This window comes from Pseudoalteromonas sp. QJM3NY_22 (genome assembly GCF_056173065.1).
In genome coordinates this window covers 2820560-2835121 of sequence record NZ_CM149655.1, presented here as the reverse complement: position 1 = coordinate 2835121, position 14562 = coordinate 2820560, and the positions used below count along the sequence as shown (strand labels likewise).

Genomic DNA, 14562 nt, shown 5'->3' with positions numbered 1-14562 from the left:
AATACATAACCTTATATGCTTGAAAAGCACGTGCGCTGGACATATTTATATACCATACCTTAGCTCAGGAAATCCCCATGATAAATGGACTGTTAATTGTTGTTTTAATTCTTTTTGTGGTGATTTTCTGGCGCTGGCCATCAATTCAAAACCGATTATGGCGCAGTAAATATAAAGACTTTGCTTTAAATTCACAGCAAAAAGATATTTTACTGCGTTGTATGCCCATCTATAAAAAAATGACCGACGCTGACAGAGAAAAATTAGAGCGACATATTACGTGGTTTTTAAACGAAAAACGCTTTGTTGGTTGTGATGGTTTAAAATTGACACCCGCAATGAAGTTAATTGTAGCCGCTGATGCGTGTGTATTAGTACTTAATAAACCGTGGCCGTTATATAAAAATGTAAAAGAAATTTTATTATACCCAAGTGCTTATTACGCCCCGCAATCAACACGCGATAGTGCAGGGCTTGTGAGTTACCATAATGCAGTAAGGCTTGGTGAGTCTTGGCCTGGCGGCACACTAGTACTCAGTTGGCATGACGTGCTTGAAGGTAACCGCTTGCCAAGTGATGGACATAATTTAGTTTTTCATGAATTTGCGCATCAACTCGATCAAGAAACAGGAAAAACAACAGGCACGCCACTTTTAAAAAGCTCAGCAGATTACAAAGAGTGGGGCCGAGTATTTAGCCGCGCGTTTACGCAGTTGAAAAGTCATGTTGCTTATAGCATGCCACACGTTATTCACAGCTATGGTGCAACTAATGAAGCCGAATTTTTTGCTGTTATCACCGAAACCTTCCTCGAAAAACCCGCAGAGCTGCGCCGATACGATCCTGAAATTTATAGTATGCTCGTTAATTACTATCAATTTGACCCTATAGTTTGGCATTAAACTTATATAAACCGCGCTTTATCATATAACACTGGCAAGTTGTGCTTGTTTTTGTTGCAATTGTGTAAAATAGTTTTACAGCAACAAAAACAAGCGAGAAACGCATGAAAAAAATGCTTCATACAGTATTGGCATTGTCGGTGTCATTAGCGATAGGGCAAGTGAATGCCGCCGAAAAAGACGAACAAAAATGGCAAGTAGATTCACCTAAGGGGCAATTTGTTGACGCTGCAATTAGCGTTGAGCAAGGCACATGGATGAATATAGATATTAGCCCTGATGGTAAAACCGTGGTGTTTGACTTACTTGGCGATATTTACACTATGCCAATGAGTGGTGGTACAGCTACAAAGCTCACCTCTGATATTGCATGGCAAATGCAACCACGCTTTAGTCCTAACGGCAAAAGTATTGCGTTTACCTCCGACCAAGGTGGTGGCGATAACATTTGGATAATGGACTTAAATGGCGAAAATCAACACGCTGTTACCGATGAAACCTTTAGATTACTAAATAGCCCTGCATGGAGTCCTGATGGCGACTACTTAGTTGCGCGTAAACACTTTACAGCTAGCCGCTCATTAGGTGCCGGTGAAGTGTGGTTGTATCATAAAGCGGGTGGCAAGGGTGTGCAGCTTACAAAACGCGAGAACGATCAAAAAGATTTAGGTGAGCCAATGTTTTCACCTGATGGTCGTTATGTATACTTTTCGCATGATGCAACACCCGGTAAAACCTTTCATTATTCAAAGGATTCTGTAGCGGGCATTTATAAAATTAAGCGCTACGACCGTGAAACGGGTGAAATTGAAACCATAATCGATACGATGGGCGGTGCTATTAGGCCTACACCGTCACCTGATGGTAAAAAACTGGCGTATATAAAGCGTGATGATTTTCAAACTAGTCTTTATTTATATGACTTAACCAGCGGTGAGCACACTAAGCTTTACGATAAGCTTGAGCGAGATATGCAAGAAACCTGGGCTATTCATGGTGTATACCCAACCATTGCATGGACACCCGATAATGAAGAACTGGTATTTTGGGCTGGTGGCACAATTCACAAGCTAGATGTTGCAGACAAATCTGTTAAAACCATACCTTTTAAAGTGCAAACAAGTAAAAAAATTCAAAAAGCAGTGCGCTTTACACAAAACTTAGATACTGATGAGTTTGATGTAAAAATGCTGCGTAATGTGCAAGTAAGCCCAGATGGCGAAACTGCAATTTTTGAAGCGCTTGGGCATATTTATAAACGTGATTTAGAGTCAGGTAAAATTAAGCGTTTAACAAAGCAAACTGATCATTACGAATTATTTCCACAGTACTCTCGCGATGGTAAAAAAATAGTTTACATCACATGGGATGATAACAAACAAGGGTCTGTAAGGGTTGTGTCTGCGCGCAGTGGTCGTGGCGATACAATTACTAAAGAGCCTGGGAAATATGTAGAGCCTACGTTTAGCCCAGATGGAAAGACGGTTGTTTATCGAAAAGCTACTGGCGGCAGTATTTTAAACCCTAAATGGTCACTTAATCCGGGGGTTTATAGCGTAAGCGCTAAAGGCGGTAAAAGTGAGCTTATTTCAAAAAGTGGTTATCAGCCTCAATTTGGAGATGCAAACGATCGTGTTTTCATTATGAGTCCTTGGCCAAAACCAACGTTAAGTGTAGTAGAGCTTGAAAGTAAAAAAGTTAGCAAACTATACGAGTCAGAGCATGCGACAGAATTTAGAGTATCACCAGATGGCAAATATTTAGCGTTTGCAGAGCGATTTAAAGTATTTGTAACCCCGTTTGTACAAAGTGGTAAAACAATTAATATTGGGCCTAAAGACAGTCAATTTCCAATAGAGCAGTTATCGGTACGTGCTGGTGAAAACATTAGCTGGAGTGCTAAGAGCAACAAACTTTATTGGACATTAGGGCCTGAGCTTTATCATGCAAGCCTTGAGGGGATGTTTGCCATTAACAAAGCCGAAGATGCCGACTTTAAAGTGAAAAGTGGCGATAATATTGGTTTCAGTAAAAAAATGGCAGAGCCTAAAGGCATGATTGCGCTCACTGGTGCAAAAATTATAACGATGGACGGCGAAAAGGTTATTGAAAATGGTGTGATTATCACTGATGGCAAGCATATTAAAGCAATTGGTACAGCCAGTGAGATAAGCATCCCTAAAGGTGCTGAGGTTATTGATGTAACAGGCAAAACAATTATGCCTGGTATTGTTGATGCTCATGCACATGGCTCGCAAGCAAGTGACGAAATTATACCTGAGCAAAACTGGAAAAACTTTGCAGGTTTAGCGCTGGGTGTAACTACAATTCACGATCCATCAAACGATACCTCTGAAATATTTACCGCAAGCGAAATGCAAAAGGCAGGCATGATTGTTGGCCCGCGTATTTTCTCAACGGGTACTATTTTATATGGCGCAAATATGCCAGGTTATACGTCGCATATTGACTCGTTAGACGATGCAAAGTTTCATTTAGAGCGCCTTAAAAAAGTAGGGGCGTTTAGTGTTAAATCGTATAACCAGCCTCGCCGTGAGCAGCGCCAACAAGTTATTGAAGCAGGCCGGATGCTTGAAATGATGGTTGTCCCTGAAGGCGGCTCATTATTACAACATAACTTAAGTATGATTGTAGATGGACACACAGGTATTGAGCATTCAATCCCTGTAGAGCACATATACGACGATATAAAGCAGTTATGGTCGCAAAGTGATGTTGGTTATACACCAACACTTGTAGTGGCTTATGGTGGCATTTGGGGTGAAAATTACTGGTATGATAAAACTGATGTGTGGAATCATCCACGTTTAAGTAAATTTGTGCCTAAAAATCAATTATTACCACGCTCTATGCGCCGCATTAAAGCGCCCGATCATCACTATAATCACTTTAATAACGCACGCGTTGCTGCTGAGCTGCAAGACCTAGGTGTATTAGTTAACTTAGGTGCTCACGGTCAGCGTGAAGGCTTAGGTGCACACTGGGAGATGTGGATGTTTGCACAAGGCGGAATGACACCGCTTGAGGCAATACGTGCATCGACACTCGATCCGGCTAAGTATTTAGGGCTTGATAAAAACGTAGGCTCGCTTGAAGTGGGTAAACTGGCTGATTTAATGGTTATAGATGGCGATCCGCTTAAAAATATTCGAGATTCGGATAAAGTAGATTACACAATGATCAATGGTCGATTATTCAATGCAGAGACAATGAATGAAGTGGGTAAAAAAGAGCGCGAACCACTTTATTTTGAAAAACTGTAATTTATTTTGATCTTTTGGAAGCGGCTATTAGCCGCTTTTTTTAGCTTTGTGTTATGTGTTTTAGCAAAGTAATACTTGGCATAACGAGAGATTGGTTATGCATTACACGTGCTTGGCATATTAATCCCTCTTTGAGAGTAAGTAAGGTATGTGCAATTTCTAGCGCTTTAACTTTATTATTTTTGAGTTCGGGTGTAGCAAGTAATGCAGTTAAAATGATGTCAAATATGGTTTGTTTATGTTGCATACATTGCTTTGCTATAGGGTGTTGAGCATTAGGATACTCTGCTGCAGCATTTATAAAAAAACAGCCATTGAAATGCCCAAGCTTTGGTACTTGGTTGGCAAACCATAGTTTTAACCCAGTAAATAACGAAATAGCGACTTCAATAGCTAGTGGTTTATTACAGATCTCTTCAAACCAGCTATTAAACTGTGTATCTCTTTTGGCTAAGCACGCGCAAATTAACTCATCTTTACTGGCAAAGTGATTATAAAGTGTTTTTTTTGCCACGTTAGATTCTGCTAGAATTTCATTAATGCCAACAGCATGTAAGCCTTTGGTGTAAAACAAAGTAAGTGCAGTATTTACAATATGTTCTTGTTTAGTCATTTAGTCTCCTCAAAAACAAAGGTTGACACAAGTAGACTGAGTTGTCTACTCTACGTGTGTAGACAAGTCAGTCTACTTTTAATGTAAGAGATTAAAATGAATTTAAGTGATATCAAATTAGCCTGTGTTGCCGGTGTTTTTTCAGCGCTTGTGCTTGGATTTCTAGCGTGGTTGAACAACATGGGTGATTATGGGATATGGTTAATGGCACCCTTTGGTGCAACAGCAGTACTTGTATTTGGTATTCCAAATAGCCCATTAGCACAGCCAAAAAATGTGATTTTTGGTCATCTTTTAACTGCATTTGTGGGTATCGTTTTTGTAACTTATGTTGGCGATGGCAGTGCATCAATTGCATTGGCCGTTGGCATTGCAATTACACTAATGATGCTCACTAAAACAGTACATCCGGCGGCAGGTGCTAATCCTATTCTGATTATTGCATCAGGGCAGAGTTGGGACTTTTTGATTATGCCTGTATTAGCCGGGACGATGTTTATTGTTATTTGTGGCTTTGCTGCAAAATGGTTACTGGCTTTCTCGGTAAATAGTAGGCATAAAAAAACCGCTTAACGCGGTTTCTTTTAAAAATCATAAATGTTGATTAAACAACACCGCGCGGTAAGCGACAATCATGATCTTTACGAGCTAAAATTACAATCCAAAGCTCTTCCGCTGTGTAGCCTTCTTCATTTTCGGTAACAACAGTGAATGGGGCTTTTTTCTGTGCTTTTACAGGCGCAGCCGCTTTGGTTTTAGTTTTTTTAGCAGGCGCTTTGGGTGTCGTTTTACCAGAGCTTAATTCTTCAGTTAGCTCTACTAAATCAGCTAGGCGTAAGTTTTTACCGCCATCGATGCTGTACCAGCCAGGTTTAGTTGTGATTTCAGGTTTTTTACCATTGGCAGCTTCGTACGCTGATTCAAAGGCAGATAACACTTCTGTTTTGTCTAGTTTGCTCATCAGAGACCCTATACGTTGTGAACACAGATAAAGAAGACGTATTTATACCTATTTTAAAACAGTTTTTCAATTTTTTGCGATTTTCCTTCCATTTTAAGCCTATAAACGCCAAAATTTGCACAAAATTCAGTGCAAAGTAAGGTAAGTTATATGCAACGTAGAGAATTTAACCAACTCCTAAATGACATTTTAAAGCCTCATTTAATTAAAGACTTTTGCCCAAATGGTTTACAAGTTGAAGGTAAAAATGAAATTAAAAAAATTGTGACGGGTGTAACCGCGAGTCAAGCATTAATAGATTCTGCTATTGAGCAACAAGCAGATGCTATTTTGGTTCACCATGGTTTTTTTTGGAAGGGGGAATCCCAACCTATAACGGGAATGAAAAAGCGTCGTATAGGCGCGCTACTAGCTAATGATATTAATTTATTTTGCTATCACTTACCACTCGATATTCACCCGGCAATAGGCAATAACGCGCAACTGGCAAAGTTATTAGATATTGAAATAGAGGCTGGGCTTGAGCCAGTTACAAATAGCGTAGCAATGAAAGGACGTTTAAAAACGCCTCTAAATGGTGAAGATTTTGCAAATAAAATAGCAAAAGTACTTAATCGGGCCCCACTCACAAGCTTAGTACGCTCAGCTAAAATTGAAACTATTGCACTGTGCACCGGTGGAGGGCAAGGGTATATTGATTTAGCTGCAGAGCAAGGTATTGACGCGTATTTAACCGGTGAGGCATCAGAGCAAACAATTCATAGCTCTCGTGAGCAAAATATTGATTTTTTTGCAGCAGGGCATCATGCAACAGAGCGCTATGGTGTAAAAGCTTTGGGTGAGTTATTAGCGCAAGAGCATGGTTTTGAGGTGATATTTATAGATATAGATAACCCAGTTTAACTAGGCTATCTATTAGCTAACCTGAACTTTGGTTGAAATAGATTTTATTGTCCAGAGTTCAGGTTAGGACTATATAAGTTACAGCGCCTCTGGATCTATCCAGCGGCGCAAACTTATCCATGTATTTCCTACTACTTCGTGACTATATTGCGTAACCACAAGTAAGGCTTGAGCATTTGGAATAAACTGCTTGCTCCACGGCAGCGCTGCAAAATTATGGTAATCAGTGGCTGCGGTTATGACTTTAATGCCTTGAGCATTAAATAAGTCTTTGGCACGGGGCATGTGCAGTACAGATGTTACTAGTGCAACTTTAAAGTCAACTAATTTTGATGCGAGTAACTTAGCTTCTTCACCGGTATCCATTGCTTTTGGGTTTTGGAATATACGGCTTTTATTAATTCCTAAACTCACCGCTGTTTGATACATAAGCCCGCTATTAGTGGTATTTTGATAGCCCCCGCCTGAAACTATAAGCTCTGCATTAGGGTAGTACTTGGCAAGTTTTACACCTTCGACTAAGCGCGTTAGCGCACAATTACCTAATTGATTATTTGAACTTAAAGCCGAATTTGGGTTTATGTCGCAACCTAGCACGACTATTTTGTCTATTTTAGAGTGCTTTAGGGCATTAAATGCAAGCGACGCAGGTTCATTATTTTGGATAATTAAATTGGCGATAAAGGGTGTACTCAATGCAAGTAATACAACTAAGCTTAAAGTAGATAAGAAGAGAGCTGGTTTGCGGCCTTTAAATGCGAGTAGGAGCATTAGACACGCAAATAAACCAAATAGAGGTAGTGGCATAAGTAAACCACCAATCATTTTTTTAATAACAAACATAATAAGCAACATAAAAACAAGAGTATTGCTTTATGTTACTCATTAGATTGCGATTTATCGACCGTTATTTAGCTTACAGGTATTTAAAAAATGGCGATAAACAGGGTTATCTTTCATATCTTTTTTCATTGCTAAGTACATCGGTCGAGTAAGCCCAAGCGCACCTAGCGGGATGGACTTTATTAAACCTTGGCTTTCATAAGGGGTAACTAGCCAATCAGGTAATGCAGCAACACCCATACCAGCACTCACTAATTGAAAAATAAGGAGTCCTTGATCAACTGTTTTTAAGGTGCCATCGAAACGTGCATTTTGAATAAAGTATTTAAAAATATCTTGGCGTTCGCGCGGGATAGGGTATGAAATAATGGTTTCGTTTTTCAAATCAAGTGCTGTTACATATGCTTTTTTAGCAAGTTCATGATCAGGCGCCACAATAAGCTTCAGTTTAAAATCAAACAAGTGCGCGTATTCTAATGTGTCGGGTTCACGTATATCAGACGTCAAAACTAAGTCGAGTTCATCGTTTAGTAGGTCAGGAATAGCGTCATAACTAAAACCACGCTCGTAATCAATTTTTATATCAGGCCAAAAGTTATTAAATTCTTTGATCGTAGGCAATAACCAATGAAAACATGCATGGCATTCCACACTTAAACGCAGTTGAGAAATAGGCTGGTTTAAGCTTTCTTTTAAACGGCATTTAGTCGCTTCCATTTTTGGTAATATTTCGTGAGCTAACTCAAGTAATAACATTCCTTGGGGCGTAAAGCGGACTGGCTGAGTTTTACGTTCGAATAATTGGCAATCTAATTTATTCTCTAAATCTTTGATTTGATGAGATAAAGCAGACTGTGTTAAAAATAATTCTCGTGCTGTATTAACCAAAGATCCTGTTTCTTTTAGGGTTGCTATGGTTTTTAAATGTTTAATACCAATCATCTTTAAAAATTCTCATGGAAAAAGTGAGTTTAGCTCAGATTAATTACATACTACGCCTATATAAAAAACGTTTCAACGTCTAGATGGCTAAAGTTTTGCTGTTTATTGTCATAAATTTATTAAAAATTTAAATTTCTAATGATAGAAGTCATTTAATACTGACTTTACAAGTTTTATATGAGTTTGCTTCATGTTGAATCAAAGGAAGGAAAAATAATATATATTTTAACTGGACGTAATTTTTAGCGTCGAAAATAACTGCTCGAGATAGATTTATTATCCATAGTTCAGGTTATCTAAGGATGATTTAATCGTGGTGTGAATTGTGTAGTGAGCTCGATAACTACTTCTGCGTTACTTTAGAGGCTTACATCCATGTAAGAATAAGTAAAACCGATTAACAAAGAGTAAAATCGGCTATATTATAGGGGGTTATTTATTAATAATATGGCTTCGTTTGCGCTGACAGGTTTTGATTTCAAAAATCCTTGCCCAAAATCGCATTGCGTCGATTGTAATATAGTTAGTTGTTCTACAGTCTCTATCCCTTCAGCTACGACAGCAAATTTTAATGATTGCGCCAGAGATAAAATAGCCTCAACCAACGGGTTAGTTGAATCTTGAAGGTGGTCAATAAAACTCTTATCAATTTTTAAAACATGAATCGGAAGTTGATGTAAATAGCCTAATGCAGAGTATCCAGTGCCAAAATCATCTAAACAGAGCTTAACTTTTAGAGGGGATAGGCCTTCTATAATTTGCGTTGCTAGATCTAAATTCTCTATTAAACCTGATTCTGTAATTTCTAGGCATAAAGAACCCAAAGGCAATTGATATTTGTTGTAAATAGCATGAATTTGCGCAACAAAATCAAGACTAGCAAAATGCCGAGATGATACATTAACTGTAATTTTTAAGAATCGATGACCTTGCTGGTGCCAGTCTGAAATTTGTTGGGCAGCTAAATCGAGCAAGTGCAAATCAAGGTTTATAATCTGCCCAGTGGTTTCAGCAATAGGAATAAAGTCATTCGGTGAAACAAAGCCTTTTTTAGGGTGATGCCAACGAACTAAGGCTTCAAAACCAATGACTTCACTTTCAGCGATGGTAAAAATTGGTTGAAAATAGAGTTCAAATTCGTTGTGCTCAATACCGTGTTGCAAATCGTTTTCGATATCAGCATGAGTCTTAAGCTTTTTACGCATGGTATTATTAAAAAACTTAACTTGCCCACGACCTGTCGATTTAGCCTCGTACATAGCGGCGTCAGCTTGTTGAAGTAATATATAAGCTTTATCATTTATATTATCACTATATGCAATACCGATACTGGTTGAAGCTTGTAATAAATGACCATCAACATCGATTGGTTTTGAAAGTACAGTTTGAATCCGTTTAAGCGCTTCGTTGACTTGGTTTCGATGCGTAATATTTTCCATGAAAATAGCAAACTCATCGCCACCTAAACGGGCAAAGGTATCGGTATTACGAACGGTGGCTTTAATTAAGTCACATATTCGAATTAAGAAGTGGTCACCAACTTCATGGCCTAGAGAATCATTAATACTCTTAAATCGGTCAAAATCTAAATATAACAACGCATGGCTGGTGCCTTTTTTGGCACGTGTTAGTCTTAATATAGCGTGCTTCGCACGTTCTATTAATAGTGAACGATTAGCTAGCCCAGTCAATTCATCGTGTAAAGCACGGTGTTCAAGCTCCTGGCGAGCAAGTTGCCTATCTATTGCCATGCTAATTTGACGGCTCACATACGTTAATAATGAGCTGTCATGCTCACTGTAATGTAAAGACTTATCATAACTTTGAACAACAATAACACCACTGATACGTTCATTTGCTTTAAATGGTACGCCCAACCAAGACTCGGATTGTCGGCCTATCATTTTGAAGTGGCCATCTGCTATTTGTTGTTTGTAATCTTTTTTTGTAAAAAGTAATGGTTGATCTTTTTGTAGTAAATAATATGAGGCAGTGTCTTTAAGTTGCTCTTTTGAAAATTTTTGATGGGTGCTTGTTTGAATACCCTCTTCAACAATGTAGACAATGTCGAGTATATCTACTTGTTTATCGTAAAGTGCAATAAAAAAATTATCTGCACGTAACAAGCTATTAATTATACCGTGAAGAGATTCAAAAAAAGTATCTAGGTCACTGGCTTTATAAGTTAAGTTAGCTATTTGTAAAAGACTATTTTCAAGTTTTTGCGCATTATTTAATTGCTCAACAGTTTGTTGTAAATTGTTGACAGTATTAACTTGGTTTATTTTGGCACTAAGTAAATGTGCGACAGTGGTGAGTATTTCAAGATGGGCATTAGTAAAATAGTTCTTAATGGGATGTTCACAATCAATTACCCCTAAAATTTGCTCTTTATATATAAGAGGAACACATAATTCTGACTGAGCAGGGCGTTCATCTGCTATATAGCGGCTATCAGTACTTACATCACCAAGCATCACTGCTTCACCGGTGCGTGCAACAAAGCCCGAAATTCCTTCACTAAACTGTATTACCTTTCGTTGCGCTCTATACTTGTAGCGTTGATGGGGGATCCCCATAGATGCAACTTGGTTTAATATAGAAGCTGAGTCATCGGCAAGGTAGATAACACAATCAACAAAGCCAAGTCTATTAACGACTTGAGTTGTTACGTATTCTAGTAACTCTTCTAGAGTATCAAGCTGTAATAAACTAGATGAAAACTGATTAATGATACTAAGCTGTTCAGTTTTTATTTCCAGAGCTTCATTGGTATCGACTTTGTTCGACATAGGCAGCTAATTTTATTCTTTATATTTATAACAGACATTGATCAGACCAATTTCAAAAATTTCGATTTAATTTAAACGCTTAATTCTCTTTAATTTGATAAAATAACATCTCAACTTTGAGGTGTATATGAATCTAAAAATCAAACGGTTAGACCATCACGGTATTGTTTCAGGTGTTATAGAAGACTTAAAAATTGTCAGCCTTTTAGATCAATACTTACCTCAAGACGATAAACAAGAAATCACCCCCGGTGAAGCTGTAAAAGGCATGATCATGAATGGACTCGGTTTTGCCAATCGACCTTTATCACTCAGCCCTCAATTTTTTACTAACTTGCCTCTTGAACATTTATTTCGTGAAGGGGTTCAAGCATCACATTTTAATCGTCACAAACTTGGTAGAACTCTCGATCAATGCTTCGAGTTTGGCTGTGAAAGCTTATTTTCATTAGTCTCCGGACAAGCATGTGAAATAGAACAAGTTGATAAAACCTTTGAATCACTTGATACAACGAGTCACTCACTGACAGGTGAATATGCTTTTGATGATGGAGATAGTGATGAAAACGTCATTAAAATTACTCATGGCTATAGCAAGGCTCACCGTCCTGATTTAAAACAAGTCGTACAAGAAATCATTGTTAGCCAAGATGGTGGGATCCCGCTTGCATGTAAAAACTGGGATGGTAACAGCGCAGACACCGCTATTTTTAAAGCGCGAAGTAAGGCGCTTGTTGACGAGTTCAAAAAAAGCCAAGCTCCTAAATACCTTGTGGCAGACTGTAAACTTTATCATAAAAGTAATGCTGAGTTTTTAACCAAAATTCAATTTCTCACGCTAGTACCTTCAACAATTTCTCTTGAAAAATCCTCTATAAGTACAGCCATAGCAGCCAACCAATGGGTTAATATTGATGATAACTATCAATATGTTGTTGAAGAGATTGAGCATATGGGGATAAAGCAAAGATGGATGATTATTTATTCAAAAGCAGCTAATAGCCGAGCACAAAAAAGCATTGTTCGACAAGTTGAGCGAGCACACACAGGCATCAAAAAAGACCTCTTCCATTTACAAGCTCAACGTTTCGCTTGTCAAACTGACGCACAACGCGCATTAGATAAATTAGCGAAAAAGATGAAGCATCATCAAATAGCGACTCAGCAATTTATTAAGCATAAAGTCTATGAAGGTAAAGGGCGACCTAAAAAAGATGCGCCAGTAAAAAATATTGAATGGCAAATCACGGCAGAAATTGAAGAAAACGAAAGCGCAATAAAACAGATTGTAGAACAAAAGTCATGCTTCGTATTAGCAACGAATATTGATAAAGAAGCCCTTTCACCAGTAGGTTTACTTAAGCATTACAAAGCACAATCTGAAGTAGAAAAAGGGTTTAGGTTTTTAAAAGACCCCTTGTTTTTTGTTTCATCATTATTTATCAAAAAGCCAAGTAGAATAGATGCTCTGTTGATGGTGATGACACTTTCATTGTTAGTTTATTCAATCGCGCAAAGACGAATGAGAGCGAATATGAAAAAAGAAAAAGCCACGATAGCGAATCAAATCAATAAAGAAATATCTAACCCAACATTACGTTGGGTCTTTCAGTGTTTTGAGGGAATTAATCTACTCCAGCAAGGCGACAAAATCAGCTTGGATGGTTTTGATGAGTTCAGGGAAAAGATAATAAGGCTCATTGGTGGACATGCGTTGCATTTATATAAAATCCAAAAAGTTGCCTAGGGGTCTGATCAATGCCTGTTATAAACACAGCGACTAAGTTAACGTAAATTTTATCTTTCTACAAAATAAAACGATGAATGCTTTTTATGAGCTGTAAAGTTTTATTTAATAGTGGAGCTGAGTCCATTATTTTTAATAAGGTCTTTACTCGAAAACCTCCTATGCCTATGATCGGATAAATTCAGCCGTGGAATAAAAAAATGATTAGTAAAACTAAAGATGCAATCACAACACTCACTATAACTCGACCAGATGACTGGCATGTACACTTACGTGATGGCGATCAGCTAAAAGATACCGTTCGCGATATTAGTCGTTATATGGGTCGTGCGATTATTATGCCTAACTTGGTTCCTCCGGCAACATGTACTGATACAGCACTTGAATACCGTGCACGTATTATGGCGGCAGGTCCTCAAGGTGATTTTGAGCCATTAATGGTTTTGTATCTTACTGATAAAACAACACCTGAAGAAATTAAAAAAGCTAAAGAAACAGGTAAAATAGTTGCGGCTAAACTTTACCCGGCAGGCGCTACAACAAATTCTGACTCCGGTGTGACTTCCGTTAAAAATATTTACTCAGTACTAAAAGCAATGCAAGAAGTGGGGATGCTTTTATTGGTTCACGGTGAAGTTACTGATTCGTCGATAGATATTTTTGATCGAGAAAAGGTATTTTTAGATACAATTTTAGGTGATGTTGTTAGCGATTTCCCTGAACTTAAAATTGTACTAGAGCATATTACGACGAAAGATGCAGTAGAGTTCGTAGTAAATGCACCGGATAATGTAGCGGCTACTATTACAGCTCATCATTTACTTTATAATCGTAATCATATGTTAGCAGGGGGGATACGTCCCCATTATTACTGTTTACCAATATTAAAACGTAATACACACCAACAAGCATTAATGGCTGCAGCAATAAGTGGCAATAAAAAATTCTTTTTAGGAACTGATTCGGCTCCGCATTATAAAGACAAAAAAGAAGCTGCTTGCGGTTGTGCTGGGGCATACACTGCTCACGCTGCGATTGAATTATACGCCGAGGCATTTGAAGAAGCTGGTGCACTGGATAAATTAGAAGGTTTTGCTAGCCACTTTGGCCCTGATTTTTATGGTGTTATGCGTAATCAAGATACAATAACACTACAAAGAAATCCTTGGAGAGTTCCCGCTAGCTACTCGCTAGGTGATTCGCATGTTGTTCCCATTAAAGCCGAAGACATGATTGAATGGGAAGTGAGTTAATCATTCAGTAAATCAGCTTAAACTTTATAAATTATTATGTGATTTTTACTTGCGCTGATCATTGTACAATTTTTGTTTTGATCAAATATTTCGCATTTAAAATACGCGACTGATTTTAAAAAGAGTAACCGAATAGTATTTTTTTGTATTAAAATTAGCCGTTTAGACATTATTTAATAAAAAAATATATTTTTAATAAATAATGTCTAATTAATAGAGCGAAATAAAAAATAATGTGTTAATCTTAACTTGCTTTGAGTTTTTGCGTATTGAATTTACGGATATTGTGCTGCGTTTAAGGTTACCGGTTAGGTTATTACTT

At 37.9% G+C, this 14562-nt stretch carries 11 protein-coding genes; 6 read left to right on the top strand and 5 right to left on the bottom strand.

Translation table 11 applies throughout. The features are described 5' to 3' along the window. Positions 1-77 precede the first annotated feature (77 nt). Both AC0VZ4_RS12780 and AC0VZ4_RS12775 read left to right on the top strand, forming a co-directional pair. The gene (locus AC0VZ4_RS12780; RefSeq protein WP_008138451.1) at positions 78-902 is read left to right on the top strand and encodes a M90 family metallopeptidase; all 825 of its coding nucleotides are present in this window, start codon (positions 78-80) and stop codon (positions 900-902) included. Between the two features lie 104 nt (positions 903-1006). Then, positions 1007-4186 (top strand): amidohydrolase family protein, encoded by a 3180-nt coding sequence (locus AC0VZ4_RS12775; protein WP_475439853.1) that lies wholly within the window; start codon positions 1007-1009, stop codon positions 4184-4186. Between the two features lie 40 nt (positions 4187-4226). On the opposite strand, the gene AC0VZ4_RS12770 is transcribed toward AC0VZ4_RS12775, so the two are convergent. Next, a complete protein-coding gene (locus tag AC0VZ4_RS12770; protein WP_475439852.1) occupies positions 4227-4799 on the bottom strand; it encodes a TetR/AcrR family transcriptional regulator in 573 nt (190 codons plus the stop codon). 96 nt (positions 4800-4895) lie between these two features. On the opposite strand from AC0VZ4_RS12770, the gene AC0VZ4_RS12765 reads away from it, so the two are divergent. Then, the gene (locus AC0VZ4_RS12765; RefSeq protein WP_007375881.1) at positions 4896-5372 is read left to right on the top strand and encodes an HPP family protein; all 477 of its coding nucleotides are present in this window, start codon (positions 4896-4898) and stop codon (positions 5370-5372) included. A gap of 31 nt (positions 5373-5403) precedes the next feature. On the opposite strand, the gene AC0VZ4_RS12760 is transcribed toward AC0VZ4_RS12765, so the two are convergent. Further along, positions 5404-5760 carry a hypothetical protein gene (locus AC0VZ4_RS12760; RefSeq protein WP_007375880.1) on the bottom strand — a complete coding sequence of 119 codons (357 nt, stop codon included), beginning with the start codon at positions 5758-5760 and terminating at the stop codon, positions 5404-5406. 150 nt (positions 5761-5910) lie between these two features. Between AC0VZ4_RS12760 and AC0VZ4_RS12755 the strand changes: the two genes are divergently transcribed. After that, entirely contained in the window at positions 5911-6663 is a 753-nt protein-coding gene (locus AC0VZ4_RS12755) for a Nif3-like dinuclear metal center hexameric protein (protein WP_475439851.1), read from the top strand. 78 nt (positions 6664-6741) lie between these two features. On the opposite strand, the gene AC0VZ4_RS12750 is transcribed toward AC0VZ4_RS12755, so the two are convergent. The 3 genes from AC0VZ4_RS12750 to AC0VZ4_RS12740 form a co-directional block, all read right to left on the bottom strand. After that, a complete protein-coding gene (locus AC0VZ4_RS12750; protein ID WP_475439850.1) occupies positions 6742-7506 on the bottom strand; it encodes a YdcF family protein in 765 nt (254 codons plus the stop codon). A gap of 54 nt (positions 7507-7560) precedes the next feature. After that, positions 7561-8448 carry a LysR family transcriptional regulator gene (locus AC0VZ4_RS12745; protein WP_007375877.1) on the bottom strand — a complete coding sequence of 296 codons (888 nt, stop codon included), beginning with the start codon at positions 8446-8448 and terminating at the stop codon, positions 7561-7563. A 422-nt stretch (positions 8449-8870) separates the two neighbouring features. After that, complete coding sequence (locus AC0VZ4_RS12740; protein ID WP_096792837.1) at positions 8871-11240, bottom strand: bifunctional diguanylate cyclase/phosphodiesterase; 2370 nt, start codon at positions 11238-11240, stop codon at positions 8871-8873. Between the two features lie 127 nt (positions 11241-11367). Here AC0VZ4_RS12740 and AC0VZ4_RS12735 point away from each other — a divergent pair, with 127 nt between their 5' ends. Continuing rightward, positions 11368-12987 (top strand): IS1634 family transposase, encoded by a 1620-nt coding sequence (locus tag AC0VZ4_RS12735; RefSeq protein ID WP_475439728.1) that lies wholly within the window; start codon positions 11368-11370, stop codon positions 12985-12987. A gap of 200 nt (positions 12988-13187) precedes the next feature. Next, positions 13188-14240, top strand: a complete 1053-nt coding sequence (gene pyrC / locus AC0VZ4_RS12730) for a dihydroorotase (RefSeq protein ID WP_007375875.1) — start codon at positions 13188-13190, stop codon at positions 14238-14240. Positions 14241-14562 lie beyond the last annotated feature (322 nt).